The sequence below is a fragment of the Algoriphagus sanaruensis genome, from assembly GCF_001593605.1.
Classification (GTDB): Bacteria; Bacteroidota; Bacteroidia; order Cytophagales; family Cyclobacteriaceae; genus Algoriphagus; species Algoriphagus sanaruensis.
This window is the reverse complement of sequence record NZ_CP012836.1, coordinates 2489488-2505919: the sequence shown is the minus strand read 5'-3', so window position 1 is coordinate 2505919 and position 16432 is coordinate 2489488. Positions and strand designations below refer to the sequence as shown.

17 protein-coding genes are annotated in these 16432 nt (G+C 40.5%); 8 read left to right on the top strand and 9 right to left on the bottom strand.

Annotation, left to right across the window (positions count from 1 at the left end; translation table 11 throughout):
• Positions 1-73: 73 nt before the first annotated feature.
• Entirely contained in the window at positions 74-781 is a 708-nt protein-coding gene (locus tag AO498_RS10960) for a lycopene cyclase domain-containing protein (RefSeq protein ID WP_067547348.1), read from the bottom strand.
• A 216-nt stretch (positions 782-997) separates the two neighbouring features.
• Here AO498_RS10960 and AO498_RS10955 point away from each other — a divergent pair, with 216 nt between their 5' ends.
• From AO498_RS10955 to hrpB, 3 genes are all read left to right on the top strand, one after another.
• A complete protein-coding gene (locus AO498_RS10955; protein WP_067550428.1) occupies positions 998-2359 on the top strand; it encodes a UDP-N-acetylmuramate--L-alanine ligase in 1362 nt (453 codons plus the stop codon).
• Complete coding sequence (locus tag AO498_RS10950; protein WP_067547345.1) at positions 2356-3162, top strand: 3'-5' exonuclease; 807 nt, start codon at positions 2356-2358, stop codon at positions 3160-3162. Before AO498_RS10955 ends, AO498_RS10950 begins: the two co-directional genes overlap by 4 nt.
• Positions 3163-3268: 106 nt before the next feature.
• Positions 3269-5755: an ATP-dependent helicase HrpB gene (hrpB, locus tag AO498_RS10945; protein WP_067547342.1), complete on the top strand. Its 2487-nt coding sequence runs from the start codon at positions 3269-3271 to the stop codon at positions 5753-5755.
• Here hrpB and AO498_RS10940 read toward each other — a convergent pair.
• Positions 5739-6377: a hypothetical protein gene (locus AO498_RS10940; protein ID WP_067547339.1), complete on the bottom strand. Its 639-nt coding sequence runs from the start codon at positions 6375-6377 to the stop codon at positions 5739-5741. The two genes, hrpB and AO498_RS10940, sit on opposite strands and share 17 nt — an antisense overlap.
• Positions 6378-6456: 79 nt before the next feature.
• On the bottom strand, positions 6457-6981 hold the full coding sequence (locus AO498_RS10935; protein ID WP_067547336.1) for a hypothetical protein: 525 nt from the start codon (positions 6979-6981) through the stop codon (positions 6457-6459).
• On the opposite strand from AO498_RS10935, the gene AO498_RS10930 reads away from it, so the two are divergent.
• A complete protein-coding gene (locus AO498_RS10930) occupies positions 6980-7732 on the top strand; it encodes a hypothetical protein (RefSeq protein WP_067547328.1) in 753 nt (250 codons plus the stop codon). The genes AO498_RS10935 and AO498_RS10930 overlap by 2 nt on opposite strands.
• Before the next feature lie 161 nt (positions 7733-7893).
• Here the strand turns inward: AO498_RS10930 and AO498_RS10925 are convergent, their stop codons facing one another.
• The 3 genes from AO498_RS10925 to AO498_RS10915 form a co-directional block, all read right to left on the bottom strand.
• Positions 7894-8268 carry a TM2 domain-containing protein gene (locus tag AO498_RS10925; RefSeq protein ID WP_067547325.1) on the bottom strand — a complete coding sequence of 125 codons (375 nt, stop codon included), beginning with the start codon at positions 8266-8268 and terminating at the stop codon, positions 7894-7896.
• On the bottom strand, positions 8261-8566 hold the full coding sequence (locus tag AO498_RS10920; protein ID WP_067547322.1) for a DUF2752 domain-containing protein: 306 nt from the start codon (positions 8564-8566) through the stop codon (positions 8261-8263). The genes AO498_RS10925 and AO498_RS10920 overlap by 8 nt, the downstream gene beginning before the upstream one ends.
• 108 nt (positions 8567-8674) lie before the next feature.
• Positions 8675-9757: an oxygenase MpaB family protein gene (locus AO498_RS10915; protein WP_067547319.1), complete on the bottom strand. Its 1083-nt coding sequence runs from the start codon at positions 9755-9757 to the stop codon at positions 8675-8677.
• A gap of 50 nt (positions 9758-9807) precedes the next feature.
• On the opposite strand from AO498_RS10915, the gene AO498_RS10910 reads away from it, so the two are divergent.
• A complete protein-coding gene (locus AO498_RS10910; RefSeq protein WP_067547316.1) occupies positions 9808-10710 on the top strand; it encodes a TolB-like translocation protein in 903 nt (300 codons plus the stop codon).
• Between the two features lie 4 nt (positions 10711-10714).
• Positions 10715-11638, top strand: coding sequence for an SMP-30/gluconolactonase/LRE family protein (locus tag AO498_RS10905; RefSeq protein WP_067547313.1), 924 nt, complete (start codon positions 10715-10717; stop codon positions 11636-11638).
• 60 nt (positions 11639-11698) lie between these two features.
• On the opposite strand, the gene AO498_RS10900 is transcribed toward AO498_RS10905, so the two are convergent.
• A complete protein-coding gene (locus AO498_RS10900) occupies positions 11699-12613 on the bottom strand; it encodes a helix-turn-helix transcriptional regulator (protein WP_067547310.1) in 915 nt (304 codons plus the stop codon).
• A 56-nt stretch (positions 12614-12669) separates the two neighbouring features.
• Between AO498_RS10900 and AO498_RS17150 the strand changes: the two genes are divergently transcribed.
• The gene (locus AO498_RS17150) at positions 12670-12855 is read left to right on the top strand and encodes a hypothetical protein (RefSeq protein ID WP_148660225.1); all 186 of its coding nucleotides are present in this window, start codon (positions 12670-12672) and stop codon (positions 12853-12855) included.
• A gap of 171 nt (positions 12856-13026) precedes the next feature.
• On the opposite strand, the gene AO498_RS10895 is transcribed toward AO498_RS17150, so the two are convergent.
• Positions 13027-13581: an REP-associated tyrosine transposase gene (locus AO498_RS10895; protein ID WP_067547307.1), complete on the bottom strand. Its 555-nt coding sequence runs from the start codon at positions 13579-13581 to the stop codon at positions 13027-13029.
• Between the two features lie 401 nt (positions 13582-13982).
• Between AO498_RS10895 and AO498_RS10890 the strand changes: the two genes are divergently transcribed.
• Positions 13983-15557 carry an ArnT family glycosyltransferase gene (locus AO498_RS10890; protein ID WP_067547304.1) on the top strand — a complete coding sequence of 525 codons (1575 nt, stop codon included), beginning with the start codon at positions 13983-13985 and terminating at the stop codon, positions 15555-15557.
• On the opposite strand, the gene AO498_RS10885 is transcribed toward AO498_RS10890, so the two are convergent.
• Positions 15554-16429 (bottom strand): DUF5777 family beta-barrel protein, encoded by an 876-nt coding sequence (locus tag AO498_RS10885; RefSeq protein WP_067547301.1) that lies wholly within the window; start codon positions 16427-16429, stop codon positions 15554-15556. The genes AO498_RS10890 and AO498_RS10885 overlap by 4 nt on opposite strands.
• Between the last annotated feature and the right edge of the window lie 3 nt (positions 16430-16432).

Below are 16432 nucleotides of genomic sequence, written 5' to 3'. Positions count from 1 at the left end.
AATGTATTCGCAATGCGTGAAGAGTTTTGAACAATTTTTCCAAAACTTATCAACAGGTTAAGATCCGCAAAAATCAGACCTCGGATTGGAATTTGACTTTGTAATACACTCCATTTCGATAACCTCTAAACATGGAGCAGAGAATTGCCCAGCTAAAGTGCCAAAGCATCTCGGAAACAGGAATTTGGAAAATTTTATACCCCAAAATCGGTTCATCGTTGAGCATCCCATACCGATCCCAAAAGTCCGGAAATAAAATTCCGAAGGTCAGATAATAAATGACCATCACTATAAAAAGTGTTGAAAACCCAGAGATCAAGGAAATACCGATTAAATCGGGACGCTGGATCCAGATATAAACTGCCAATGCCATAAACGTAAAAAAGGTGACATATCCGGAGTGGATTTTTAAGATAAAACTGAAAAAAGTCAAACTGAAACATCCCAAAAGCCACAGAAAAAAAAGGCTCTTATTCTGTGCAGGGGACTGTTTTTCATAATCAATTTCTCGTTTGGTAAATGCACTATGGATATATCCTCCTACTCCAAACATGGCAAATCCAATGATGAAATCTTCGATCCCCGGCCAACCTGTTTTCCAAATCATCGGAGGTTTCCAATAATCATGAAAGTACCAAACCTCAGCAATGATCCCCATCAATCCTCCCACTAAACCGACTTTTATCATCCCTCGCTTCCAAGGGCTTTTTAAAAAAACTACAAACCATGCGGCTAGGTAGAGCAAAGACATGGTTAAATAGGCAAACTTATCTGGCAGCATGACTTAAAAATTTTGAACGAAAATAGGGAATTCAATTAAGGGGCAAAAAATCTCAAATTTGAATTTGTTTAAGCCTACGTTCCCCGCTTTTATGGTTAAGTTTGAATGCAAATTTCCCAGATCATTTTTAGTGGATGTCAGAATTTACCGAAAAAATCTCAGGGATTAATTCAAAAACAGTTCGATTTCAGCTCTTTTAGGATCAGCTTACAAAAAATGAAACAGTACCACTTCATCGCAATTGGAGGTGCAGTTATGCACAATTTGGCGCTCGCTCTAGTCGAAAAGGGCTATCGAGTCACAGGCAGTGATGATGAAATTTATGAGCCTTCTCGAACGCGCTTGGATCGTGCCGGAATCCTTCCTGCAGAATTGGGATGGTTTCCAGAGAAAATCCATTCAGGCTTGGATGGCATCATTTTAGGCATGCATGCCCGTATTGATAATCCCGAATTGATCAAAGCCCAAGAGCTCGGAATTCCAGTTTATTCGTTTCCAGAATTTATCTACAACCAAAGTCAGGATAAAAAGCGAGTGGTGATCGCAGGCTCGCATGGAAAAACCTCCATCACCTCGATGATTCTTCATGTGCTAAAAGCCAATCAAGTCGATTTTGATTATTTGGTAGGTGCGCAGATTGAAGGGTTTAACTTGATGGTTCGTCTTTCTGATGCACCAATCATTGTAATCGAAGGAGATGAATACCTGACGTCTCCCATAGATCGAACGCCTAAATTTTTCCATTACCATCACGACACGGTCCTACTTAGCGGGATCGCTTGGGATCACTTTAATGTATTTCCAGATTTTGAAGATTATAAAAAACAGTTCTCTCAATTGCTGGATAAAACCCCTCAAGAGGGAAAAATCATTTATTGTCAACTCGATCCATTAGTGGTGGAAGCTGCTGAACAAAGTTCAACCTTAGGTCAAAAAATTCCATATCAAGCTCATCCATCTCGAATTCAAGATGGAGTAACTTATTTGAAGACTGAGTTTGGAGAAATTGAAATCCCAATATTTGGACATCATAATTTGCAAAATCTTCAAGGTGCCTTGGAAATCTGTCTTAGCCTTGGCTTGAGTAAATCCCAATTTTACGGAGCAATTCAATCTTTCAAGGGTGCTGCAAAAAGGCAGGAAATCCTTGCTAAAAGTGAATCCAGCATTTTGTATCGAGACTTTGCGCATGCCCCTTCCAAATTAAAAGCAACGGTTCACGCGGTTAAAAATCAATTTCCAAACCGTCGCTTAATTGCCGTTCAGGAATTGCATACGTATTCTTCCTTGAATAAAAACTTTCTACCTAACTATGCCAACAGCATGGATGAAGCCGATTTGGCAATCATATATCTTAACCCCCATGCTGTTGCATTGAAAAAATTAGAATTAATGGATGAAGACACCTTGAGGAAAGGATTCCAAAGAGCAGATCTAAGGCTATTTACCTCAAGTGATGAGTTAAAGGCATTTTTGTTAGCTCAAGATTACAATCAAACGAATTTATTACTGATGAGCTCTGGAAACTATGATAACATGGACCTAGAGTCACTCAAAACAAAAATTGAAAACACATGAAGTTGAACTTAAAAAACCCAGTGGCATTTTTTGATCTGGAAGCCACAGGAACCAATGTTTCTACAGACCGAATCGTCGAAATCTCCATTGTTAAATTGACTCCGGATGGTGGGCAGCAAATTTTCACAAGAAGGGTTAATCCAGGGATATCCATTCCTTTGGAAGCCTCTTTAATCCACGGGATATACGATAAGGACATTAAAAATGAGCCTTATTTCAAGGACATCGCAAAGGATGTTTTCCAATTTATTGGACAGGCTGATTTGGCGGGATTCAACGTGTTGAAATATGATATTCCCTTATTGGTCGAGGAATTTCTCCGCTCTGGAATTGACTTTGACCTAGACAAACGAAATCTCCTGGATGCACAAAAGATTTTCCACTTGATGGAAAAACGGAATTTAAGTGCTGCCTACAAATTCTATTGCGGTAAAAAGCTGGAAAACGCACACAGTGCTGAGGCAGATACCCTAGCCACAGTAGATGTATTCCGGGCACAAATTGAGCGCTATGCCGGAGAGGAAGTCGAAGATCTTCAAGGAAATAAACTGGGTGTGTTTGAAAACGACATGAAGAAAATCCATGATTTGGTCAATGAAAAAATGGTTGATCTTGCGGGTCGTTTTATCTTCAATTCTCAAGGAGAAGAGATCTTCAATTTTGGAAAGCATAAAGGCAAGACCATAGAGCAAGCCCTCAAAGAAGAGCCTGGCTATTATGATTGGATGATGAAGGGAGATTTTCCACTAGACACCAAGCGAAAGCTTACCCAAGTCAAACTTCGAGGATTTACTAATCGCTAACTTATCCATATCCCGATCTAACTGATCGGGATTTTTGTTTTTAAGGCTTTTGAGTGAAATATTGGATTCACTCACATGAGAAGAATTTGGTCAGTATCTTTGCGCCATGTCCGAATTCAACCCTTTTTCTTTTGACCTTCCAGTTGCTGAAATCATTCCCGAAGTCAAAAGCCACCTCTCAAATTCCAATTCACTGATTATCACAGCTCCTCCCGGAGCAGGTAAAAGTACCCTTCTTCCCCTAGCTCTTTTAGAGGAAGTGTGGTTGGCTGGAAAAAAGGTGATTATGCTCGAGCCCCGGCGATTAGCCACCAAGAGTATTGCAGAGCGAATGGCTTCCATGCTTGGAGAAAAAGTAGGACAAACTGTAGGATACCGAATCCGATTTGAATCTGCGATTTCGGATAAAACAAGACTGGAAGTAATTACAGAAGGTATTTTGACTCGGATGATGCATCAGGACAATGCACTCGAAGGGGTTGGAATGATCATTTTCGATGAATTTCATGAGCGGAACCTATTTTCAGAGGTAGCATTGGCACTTGCTCGGGAAATTCAACAGGTATTAAGACCTGACCTTCGGATCTTGCTTATGTCTGCAACTATTGATGCGGAGGAATTGTCTGGTTTGCTCAGGGCGAAAATTATTCAAAGTCAAGGCAGGCAATTTCCTGTTGAAATCAACTACCTGAAAGAAGTGGATGAATTTGCTATTGGAGAAGATACCGCCAGACAATTAATCCCGCTTGCCAAAGCTCATTCAGGTGATTTTCTAGTTTTTCTCCCCGGTCAAGGAGAAATCAAAAAAGCAGAGGAAATTCTCCGTAAAGCTCTCCCAGGTGATCAGATCGTCCCTTTATTCGGGCAACTCTCACCCTCAGAGCAACAAAAGGCAATCCTGCCAAATCCTTTAGGAAAAAGGAAAATCGTCCTTTCTACTGATATCGCAGAAACATCCTTAACGATCGAAGGAATCAAAGTGGTGGTTGATTCTGGATTTGCAAAATCCAATCGATTTGACTCTCGCTCTGGTTTGGCTAAACTTGTTTTACACCGAATTAGCAAAGATTCTGCAGATCAGCGAAGTGGTCGAGCTGGCCGTTTGACTTCGGGTCATTCATATCGGCTTTGGAGTAAAGCTACGCATGCTCAACTCGCAGACTATCGTACTCCTGAACTTATGGAGGCAGATTTGACAGGATTAGTATTGGACATGAAGGCTTGGGGCAAAGAAGATATCCGATCGATGACTTGGCTTACACCACCTCCTACCAGTTCTTTGGTTCATTCCGAGAAGGTCCTCGAAGCAATTGATGCATTGGAAGATGGAAAACTCACTCCTCATGGCAAGGAAATCCACCAAGTTCCCGTCCATCCTCGAATTGCCCACATGCTTATTTTTGCCAAGAAAATGAAGCAGCTAGCTTTGGCTACAGACATTGCTGCATTGGTAGAGGAACGAGATCCTCTATCCCCAGATGCTGGGGTAGATATCAATTTGCGAATTGATGCTTTGCGGAGATTTCGAGATCGAGGTGTCAGCATGTCTCGAATCAAGAAAATCGAAAAAGTCGCTGCCCAATATCGAAGAATGTTTGAAATCGGACCTGAAAATTCACCTGCTGATCCTTGGGCTACCGGTTTACTTTTGGCTTACGCCTATCCTGAGCGAATTGCTGCTGCTCGACCTGGAAACAATGCTCAGTTTCAACTTTCCAACGGAAAGATTGCTCAAATCAGCTATAAAGATGATTTGGCGCATGAAAGCTGGCTGGCAGTAGCACATGTGGATGCACGTGAAGGAATGGGGAAAATTTGGCTTGCTGCTCCGTTAAACCCCAAGGATTTGGCACCCATGGTCAAAACGAAGGAAGTGCTCACTTGGGATAGAAAAAAGGGAGGACTTATCGCCCAATCCGAGGTTCGAATTGGAGCCATTATTCTTGGCACACGTCCCCTAACTCAATTTAGCCCATCGGCAGCAAAGGAAGCGATTCTAGAAGCCTTGAAAGAAGAAGGTCAGTTTTTATTGGATTGGAATGAGGATGTTTGGCAGCTGTTGAACCGAATAGAAAGTCTTAGAATCTGGAATAAAGATGCTACTTGGCCAGTTTGGACTCAGGAAAAATTACTTGAAACGGTAGAGAATTGGATAGAACCCTACATCGTTCAGGTTACCAAAAATGAAGATTTTAAAAAACTGAATTTGGTTGAAATTCTAAAGCACCAACTCACATTTGAACAGCAACAAACCTTAGACGAATTAGCACCTAGTAAACTTTCAGTGCCTTCTGGAAGCTTGATTCCAATTACCTACAAACCCGAGGGAGCCAATCCACTCCTATCCGTCCGCCTTCAGGAGTTATTTGGCTTATTGGATACTCCAAAAGTGAATCGAGGTCAAGTTCCTGTTTTGATCGAAATGCTTTCGCCTGGCTTTAAACCTGTCCAATTGACTCAGGATTTAAAAAGTTTTTGGACCAATGGATATTTTGAAGTTAAAAAGGAATTGAAACGAAGATATCCCAAACATGAGTGGCCTGATAATCCGCTTCAAGCTGAGGCGGTACGAGGAGTTAAAAAGAAGACTTAGAAAAGTCTCCTTCATCCAAATAGGCTAAGAGCTGTAAAAATGACCCTATTGTGTATGGAGTCATGTTTCGATGTTGGATTTCGGACAAGTAAATCTCCCGAAGTACTGGATAATCGGCATCATTATACAATCGAGCTAAGGTTACCCCTCGAAACACGTTGTACACAAAATTGTGAGAGGCAAAAGACTTTTCCTTGCGCTCAGCGAATGCTCGTTCTAGCTGCTTTGGATCAATCATTTGATCCAACCAATGGAATCCATGGCTGACAAAGAATTTTTCAGCTGCCATGATGGCCTCGGCTAGTTGCCCATCATTTTCAAGTACGAAACGAGCAGGAATAAGCTTCCCGATTTTGGAAGGCGATTGAATGAGCGTAACCGATCGATCCGCATAATCCCCCAAAGTGGGTAAAAAACGATGAATAATCTGTTCTACCCGATGAATCCGAACCCCAAGGTTGTATTCCAAATAATTGACTTCCGGATATTCAGTAAACTGAACAAAGACAGTTTGATAGCCTTGCGGAAATTCCTTGATAAACTGTAATTGGGTCGAGTGAAATTCAAACCCAAAATCTGCAAAAAATCCATGGTGAAGACCAATAACATCCAATTTTCTCATGTTTATACAAACGTGAAAAAGTAAAATTGTTGTAGGGCTATTTTGGGATTTTTAAGAATTCTGGAAAGCGAAGGGTCAATTAATCTTCAAATAACTCCCTCATTTCTTGGAGCATAGGTTCCACTTCTACTTTTTTCAAAGCCAGACTTCCTTCATCTTCCGGATTATGCAAGTAATGATTCCAATGCTTTTCAGCCTTTCGAATGGTTCTTGGAGTAATTTCAAATTCTACCTCATCCAGATAGACTTTCGCCAAGGTGGACGCTTTAAAATTTCCAAAAAGAAAGACCCGAAATAGGTCCACAAACGAGTTACTCAAATCAAATTCTTCCAAGATCTGAACAAATTCACCTTGATGAGATTTGTTCTTTCGATCAAAAATAATCTCAAAGATGGCCTCCAATGCTTCAGCTGCAAAGGTAGATTTGGAAAGCGCACGACAAGCCAAGAAAGCCGACTCCCAATGGTCTCCCTTTACCAAAGCGATCAAATGATCCTTGGTGGCTTCATCAGCCATTGCTCCGAGTTTATCCGCAAAATAATAGGCATCCTCCTCTTTGGGATCCAACATACGGTCAATCAGCTTTTGAATTTCTTCTTGCATGGAATTGTGGTTTCTTTGCAAAGATAAGCTGAATTATCACTCCGCCATGCAAATTCCCAATTCCAAAAAACTGTCCAAAATTGAAGCTTTTCAGCTTTTGGAATATTCAAGGAAAGAGGGCTATACAGTCCACTACGAGGTCAAAAAGCATCAACTTATCCTTGAAAAAGGAGATCGTTGGTTTTTTAAATTATTTCTTTCTTGGACTGTTTCTTGGGATAATTCCAAAGGCATCACCGATCGTGAGGATAGTCACTTTGCCTTAAGTCTAATTCGTGCAGGTCAGGCTGCTGTTGGTTATTTTCATCAAGGAGAATTGATCGACCATCGGGTGTTTCGAGCCTACATGGTCAGACAAAAGCAAGGGAAATCTCAGATTAAACATCTGAAAACCAAAGGAAAATCACGTGCTGGATCTCGAATCCGTTTAGCAGAGACGGAGCGATTTTTTGAAGACATCAACCAGCGCTTAAACTTTTACAACGAAACCTATGCAATTGATAAGTGGGGAGTAAGTTGCGCCAAGACACTTTGGCCGTACTGGTTTGATTCAGAAACTCCTCCCCCATTTTCTGGAAAAAATGATCCAGTAATTGAACTTCCTTTTCATGTTTCCCAAGCCTCCTTTGAAGAATTGAGAACTGCTGGAATACTAGTAAATTCCTTCATAGCCATTTATGCTGACCAAGAACAGCCAACAAATGAAGATTTGGAAGTAAACTTGGAAGAAGATGATGACGAAAATTGGTAATAAGGATTAAAAAAAGCCTTTGAACCCATTGGCTCAAAGGCTTTAAATCCTATTTCGAATTTTTTAATTCTGCTGTTTGGTTTTCATGAGTAGCCTAAGAAGAATCATTCCTATGAAGAAGCCACCCAGAAATAGAAATAGCGTATTCATAATTTTAATGATTAGGCGTTAGATCCACCGTTTGGAAAATGAAGCGAAAGCATGGAAAGTGTCTCATGTGCCATTTTCACATTGTACTCATACGCCAAACTTTTATAGTTTACCAAGTCTACAATGGTACCAATAAAGCAAAGACCTAAGGTTAATATATAAAGGATCCCTAGTCCCACTTGACCCAAGGTGAATCTATGCAAACCTGCAAATCCAAAGAAACCTAGCAAAGTCAAGATCAAAATCATTTGGGCATCTTTTCGTCTCGCACGATATACTTGTGCAAACAAAGAAGCTTGATCTTCATCCATATTTTTCATCAATCCCTGGATATAGCCCAATTCCATACCTTCAAGTTCAGGGAGATGTCTCAATACATTAGCCATAATAGTGTGTTGTTTTTAGGTTTTTGATTAAAGTCCAAATTCGATGAAAGATGACACCAAAGGCGAGCATGGCCAAGGGATGCATAGACCATGAGGCCTGAAAATCTCCCCGCGCGAGGAGGTTCATCGACCTACCCAATCCACATCCCGGACACCAATCAAATCCCAAGCTATCCAGCGGGCAAAGGCTGAAGTGATGTCCTGCATCTGGATTGATCGTCAGAATCGCGATAATGCTTGCGATCCAAAAGATCAATTCCAAGGGAATGCGAGTCAACCAGTGGCGAATTTCTTTCATGACTGGGAAAGTACGAAAAAGGTGCCAGCACACAAATAGGCCATAAAATGCTTGTTTTAGGCCTTTATTAAAAAGAACTGCATGAATTGCGTACAAAAAAGTGTCCGTTTATGAACGAGTAAGTGCTGGAAGTTGAATTCCAAGCACACGTCCAAACTGTCGTTTATGTTGAAGCTCGAGGTTTTGGCGGATAGCAGAGAATCCTTTTTTCCCTCCATAGTTTTTCCAACCTAGGTATCCAAACATCCAACCCAAAATATCCCCCGAAATTTCAATTCGTTCAGACAATCCCAAGGCTTCTGCGGCCTCTTTCCCAAGAAAGAAGCTCAGGATTCCATTCAGTTGTGATTTTAAAAGGTCATCAGGAATCGTTTGCTCATAAAATCGAACCAACGAATTGATGAGTACTTTGCCTGCTTCCGATTTCTTCAACTGTCGTCTTCGAATCAATTTATCCAGTTCAAAGGCTTCTTTGGACGATTCCGGCCAATAGCTGATGTCGATTCCCATCAACTCCCCGATCCATTTCCAATAGCGAAGAACAGCCTGTTGCTCATTTTCAGAAGGGTTTTTACCCATCTTGATCATTCCACGGAGAACGATAAAGCTAAAGGCCAAATTGGTTCCAAGCATATCTTCCTGATTAACTGGCTGACCATATTCAATCTTCCAATCTGATGCATAGTGCTTAATAAAATAGCGACTAAAGGCATGAATTAGTCTCACTTTGGCCACTAGCAAAAACGTGGATTTCAATTGATAGAATGCACCTGGCTCAAATAGTCCCAATACGAAGGAGCCTGTTTCTCCAAGTCGCTCTCCTATCTGGTTCACAATCCGTTGAGATCGAACCAATACCTCTGCTCCATCTCCAAATGCATAGCAATAGGGCAGCGAATAAAAGCCCAACATCGCTAAATACAAATCCCCTTTTTGAGCAAAAAAATCCTGCCCAGGCTTTAAATCTTTTTCTTGTGCATGATCTAATCTTTGGAGATAAAAAGTAAAAAACTCAGTCAACTCAACATTAAACTCCTCGGGTAAGGTAGTCGGAATGTACTCCCAATTATTGATGGTCGTAATCCAATCGGGATTTCCGATTAAACTTTTGACCGCTTGATCCGCCAATGGATCCTGACGTAATCTCAAGGGATCAAATTCGGAATTCGTGTAAAGCTGTAATTTGTTCACGTCATTCTAACCACCATTTTGTATTTTGGTTGCCCGAAGTCGATTAATCCATGCAAAAAAGTATATCACTCTCTTTTCTCCTGATTTTAATTTCCTTTTTCAGTATCAAAGCCCAAGTCGCAACTGATCTTTGGGTAGTAGATACCGAAGGTAGCGGTGATTCCTTCCGTCCCAAATTTGAAACCGCAAAGCCCTTAACCAACCGCCCACTTTACGATAATCAGCCCAATTTTATCAATGATGCAGAGTTGGTTTTCTCTGCCGCGGATGAAAAAGGAAACCACGATATCATCTTGTACAGTTTCCGAACTGGAAATTTTACCAACTTCTCGAAAACAGCAGATCGAAGTGAATATTCACCGTCTCTTACAGATTGTAAGCAATATATCTCAGCGGTAGTCGTCGAACCTGACGGGACTCAGCGGCTTTGGCTTTATCCCATCACTGGGGATGCGCCCGAATTGCTGTATGATGATATCGCCCCAGTGGGATATTACGATTGGTATGATAATAAAGCGGCTATGTTTGTCCTAGGTCAGCCAAATCGATTTGTTTATGCTCGTGGAAAAGGTAACCTTCAAGAGCTATCTACCAACATTGGAAGAACAATTAAAACCCGACCTAAAACAAATCAGGTCAGTTATATTGATCAAAATGACCTTAAGTCAAGTTCTGATTCAAAATCCTATGCGATCAAAAGTATAGATTTAAAGAATGGAAAAACAACAACCCTTGGAGCTACCTTGTCCGGTTCTCAAGATTTTATTTGGATCGATAAAAACCACCTACTAATGGCACTAGGAAATGAGTTATTTCTCCTCAATCCCAAAGATCAAAACTGGAAATCCTTGGGAAAAATAGCAGCTACAACTCATCAAACCATTACCAGAATGGCCTACAGCGCTGAACTTAATAAATTGATTTTAGTACTTAATCGCGTCGAAAAACCATAAACCCATGAAGAAAACCCTGCTTACCGGAATTCTATTTTCCACCCTTCTTTTAGGAAGCAATTACCTGCATGCCCAGATTGATGACAAAAAAGGAATTGTAGCCAAAGGAGCTGAATTGACCAAAGTTCAGGATGGCTTTAGTTTTACTGAAGGTCCTGCAATCAACCGCCAAGGTGATGTATTTTTTACCGATCAGCCCAACGATAAAATTTATAAATGGAACCCCAATAGCAATCAAATCACCCTATTCAAAGAAGGAGCCGGTCGATCCAATGGGCTTTATTTTCAATTGGATGGGAAGTTGATTGCTGCGGCAGACTTGAATAATGAGCTATGGGAAATCGATCCTTTTACCGGAAAAGAAAAAGTGTTGGTTCCTTCATTTCGTAGCAAAAAACTAAACGGTCCCAATGATATCTGGGTAAGACCTAAAGGAGGATTGTACTTTACAGACCCACTTTATCCTAGACCTTATTGGGAGGGAATTCGTGGCAAAGAGTCTGAACAAGACGGTCAGCATGTTTATTTTCTTTCCGCTGATCGCTCCGAACTTTTCCGAGTAGCGGAAGACTTAAAACAGCCCAACGGCATCATCGGAACTCCCGATGGAAAAACCCTTTATGTGGCGGACATTGGAGATAAAAAGACCTGGAAATACGATATCCAAGAAGATGGCTACTTAACCAATAAGACCCTTTTCTGTGAAATGGGTTCAGATGGAATGACTCTCGATGATCGAGGAAATGTGTATCTGACCGGAAAGGGAGTCACCGTTTTTAATTCCCGAGGAGAGCAGATTGCCCATATTCCTGTTCCTGAAAATTGGACGGCGAATGTGACCTTTGGGGCGCTAGATCGAAGGACGCTATTTATCACCGCAATGGGTTCGGTCTATACCCTAAAAATGAAAGCCAGAGGAGTTTGGTAAACGTAAAAAGCCCGGTAATTCTAAATTATCGGGCTTTTTCTTTCTTGTTTAAGCTAAAGATTAAAGGTTAAACTTGCTGACTTGTTCTTTCAAATAGGCCTTTAATTCCTCTCCTTCTTCAACTTTGATTTCACCTGGTAAGCCTAAAATAAAACGAGCCAATCCCGGGAGTTGAGGAACCTCTCCTTCGAAAAAGTACTGATTCCGATTTTTGATAAGCATAAAGGGCAGTGCGTTTGGAAATTCTTCCTGCATCAATTGATAGGCTTTTTTGCTGAGCTTGAGTTTGACATGAAACTTTCGCTTTCCCGAGAACCCAAAGAGTGTCTGCTCCGGCAATTCGTGCTTTGTTTCAAATTTCCAATCCTCAGTTGCCAAAACTACCTCTCCAATTCGTTCTATTTTGAAGACTTTCATGGATTTGCTTTCCACCTCAAAGGCATGGATCAATTCATAATCCGTTGAAAATCCTACAGGTTCGATTAATCGATCGCTCACCGTATCACTGCTTAATGAATAATAGTCTTTGAGCCAAATGCGCTTTTTCTGAGAAATTCCTTGACTAATCAAATCGACCAAACGACCCAAATTAGCTTTGAACAAATGCTCCACCCCTTGCTTCACTTCTGACTTTAATTGAAGTTTTTGCAACACGGCATCCTTGAGCAAATTCCCCTTTCCTTGGCTTTCGATCAATCCTTTTAACCAAAGATTTTCTTCCTGGGAAAAAGTACTGTAAGTCGAACTGGAAGGTAAATAATCCGGTCGCTCTTGAATTTTGTACTTATTAAATTCCTTGACCACAACAAAACCCAAGGCCTCCAAGAGTTTGAAATAGCGGTAAATAGTCCGCTCATCCGTTTCTAAAAGTTCTGCCAAGCGATGAACGGGCTTTCCGATTGTTCCTTGAAGCAAGTTGATCAATTTGAAAACCCGAAGGATTTTTTGCTGCTCGATTTGTCCTGATTTTGCCATAGCTGTTGACGATAAGTGTCTAAAAGTAATTTCTTATTCAGAATTTTACCTATTCGATGACATATATTGTCGGAAGAGAGCTACGATTGACGAGGTACGAGTTACGAATTCTGATTGATTTGGGATTTACGAGTTACGAATTACGAAGTCTGAACTGGTTCAAGTCTTCAACTTGGACTGAATTGGATGCAGTCTTCAGACTGCTTTTAAAACCAGAAAGTCCAAAGACTTCATACAGATAAGCACAAGTCTGAAGACTTGCGCTAGACTAGGTCTAAAGACTTGCGCTAGATTAGCGAAACGAGAATGGTTCAAGTCTTTAGACTTGGACTGAATAGGATGCAGTCTTCAGACTGCTTTTAAAACTTTTTCACTTAGAAATTTGCTCTCAAAATTCACGAATTACAATTTCCTTAATCAATTAAAATCACATCTATTAGCGTTTCAGGATGGCGTGCATAGTTTTTTGCACTGCTATACAGGTATTCTTCAGGTGATAAAACAATTCCTGCAACTACAGGATTATTATGAATGTAATTTAAGCATCGATGGACTTTTTCATTTGTATTTAATTCAATCGGATGATTATGCTGTTGCCAAACCTGATAAATCGAGTTGTTTGGGTTTGAATTACCTGCTTTGGAAAAATGATGGAGTAAAAAAATTCTTCTGCTTTCCTCTTGGGATTCTTTAATGGTTTGAATGATTTTAACGGAGGTGTATTTTTTAATATCTCGAATTATGTCTTCGAGTTTTTGATCTCCATTTCTTCCTAAAATGAGATGAATATGGCTAGACATAATACAATAGGCACATAAGTCTAGGCCTTTTTTAATTTGACAGAATTTCAAAGAATCCAAAAAAATGTCTCTGTAAACCTGTCTTGAAAATAAATCAATCCATTGAACGATAGTAAAAGTGACAAAGTAAAGCTTTTCCTGATTGTGTATTTTATACTTTCTACTCATAAAAATTAGTGGAAAAAGTGTATTTGAATTTATTGAAAAATTGATTCTGAAACTATAAAACAGGTTATGCTTTTATAATTTTAAACTTGAAAGTCTGAAGACTTTATACAGATAAGCACAAGTCTGAAGACTTGCGCTAGGTTAATTAGGATTTAGGAGGCCTAATTGAACTCCCAACACTAAACTGGTTCAAGTCTTCAGACTTGGACCGAATTGGATGTAGTCTTCAGACTGCTTTTAAAACTAGAAAGTCCAAAGACTTCAAACAGATAAGCACAAGTCTGAAGACTTGCGCTAGGTTAGTTTACGAAGTCTAATGGAACTCCCAACGCTGAACTGGTTCAAGTCTTCGGACTTGGACTAGTTCGCGCATTCATTCTTCCTTATTTTTACTTCCTAACATGCCGATCTCATTGAACTATTCATCCAAAGCCTTAGCCTTTTTTGCAGGAGCCATATTTCTTTTGGTTTACTGGGTCATTGGATATGACGGCATCACTTTTTCAGATGATGTATATTACCTGATCGCCGGAAAGAAATTCTGGGAAGGAAGCATGCAAATCAATTCCCATCACTTCTCAAGTCGTTGGGGAGCCTATGGTCCAGCTGGATTTTTAGGAATGGTGGTCGGTTTTGATCCTCATCGAGTTTCCCTTATTTCAGGATTGAGTTATGTGATTAGCCTCGGACTTTTGATTCGAATATTACCTAAGGAAAGCAATCCAATTTTACTTAGTCTTTGGTTTTGTACCCAAGTTTTTTTCCTTCATTTTCTCACCAAAGTCTATCCGGACTCCTTATTGATTCTTTGGGTCAGTCTGATAGGTTTCTCAGCTATTTATCGTCAAAAACAACCGATTTGGGCAGCTTTTGGAATAATTGCTGGTCTGTTTATAGGTTTTATGACCAAGGAGACCATCGTATTTTTGGCGCCTTTTCCCTTCTTTCTCGCACTGTGGGATTGGAAAAAAAGTCAGTTTTCAATGCCATTTTACGGATCGGTTATGGGCTTTGGCGTTTTGGTTCTTGCGCTGTATCTGGGATATTTTGCTTGGTTCTACGGAGACCCTTTGTATCGAATATCCTCCATCAATGCAGGGCATTACATCTCTGAATACACGTATGCTGATAAAGGAATGACTGCTATCCTTCGTCGAATCACCTACCTACCCATCCTCACTTTTGTCGAAAGAGGCTATTGGCTTTGGTTGGTGATGTCGATTCCGGGAGTACTTTTGGCTTGGAAAAAAGGGCAAAATGAGGGAGTTGTTTTCAGTTTATTAAGTGGCTGTTTACTTCTTGGTTTTTGGCTGATGAGTTCCACCTTAGCATTCTACAATCCCATTTACTTAAACCCTCGACATTTGATTATTCTGATTCCTGGGCTCGCATTTTTGATTGCCCTTGGATGGAATTTTTGGGAAGAAAACCAAAGCTTAAAAAAGCTCCTGTTAATTCTTTTCGCACTAGGAATTGGAATCAGCTTGTTCCAGCAAGATTGGAAAATGGCGGGATTCCAACTGGCAATCGGAACAGTTTTGTTTTGGAATAAAGTCCAAATGAAGCTTCCCATTATTGCAATTTTATTGCTGGTTCCAAGTCTTGCAGCTGTCCGTTACCAAAAGACCATCAAAGATTACAATGGTTTTATGGATAGTTTAGAAAAAAATCTAGAAGACTCTAAAAACCAGACTCCTATACTTACTCATAATTTCATTCATTTCAGTCGTGAAGTATTGGTTTTAGAGGATACGATAAAGCAGAAATTACTCCTTCCCATCGAAAAATTAGATTCCTTAAAATCTCATTTGCCTTCCGAAATCCGAGTGTTTTTATACGATTATTACAAGCATGCCTATCCCAAAGAACAGGAGGATGTGGATCGCTTAGAGCAATTTTTATTGGAAAACTACACCCAAGTAGAAGTCCGACAAGAGGGACTGACTAACACCCGAAGGTTTCAAAAAAGGAATTAATTTTTACCCTTTTTCTGCCCTTGTGCGAACACCCGATTCACATTGAATCCCAATCGAAACCCTTCCCCAGGTACTCCATTTCCTCCGGCTAATAAATAGGCCTCATTTAAACTTTGGGAAGTCACAAAATACATTTGGAACACATGTCCTCCGGCTTCTACATCCCAGCCGATTCCTAGATTATTTCGAAGCTTTGAATTTAAATTTGGGATATACTGCAGGGTCAAGGAAGAGCGCTCAGATACTTTCCATTTCCCGCTCAATCCCAAGGCCAAGTAAAAATTCTGATTCCCTTGGATTTGATACACCGACAAAGGATTTGCAAATAGAGCAATCATCGGAGAAGCTTGGGCACTGAATTTTGGAGAAAACCTCCTCGCAAACATCACTTGCCCTGAATAAACCCAACGATCTTGAAAATCAGGTTGCTCGGAAACAGGAAGGAATTTGTACGAATTGGTAATGATTCCTACGCCGCCTGCCACACTGATGGAAACTGGAATAGAATTGCTTTGAGTTTGCTGAAGGAGGTGATAGCGAGCAAAGGTCGAGTAGACCTTATCTTGACTGCTTCTCGCCACACCCAAGGAAAGTTTTTCGCTCAGTCCAAATTCAAAACTGAATTGAATATTGGCACCATTGTCCAATCCGAAAAAATTCTCCACGCCTGAACCCACCGTTCCAAAGGTATGCATAATTGAAAAATGCATGGTCTTGGGTCCAAGAGGCTCTACAGTAAGCAGATTTATATGCCTTGGTGCATGAAAAGTAAGATCAACGGGTTGGTTGGGATTGGCGAGTTTTCGTTCGAGTTGTGCTTGGGCAAATCCTGAACTAGAAAGCAAAAAGAGGAATAATAAAATTCGCTTCATGAG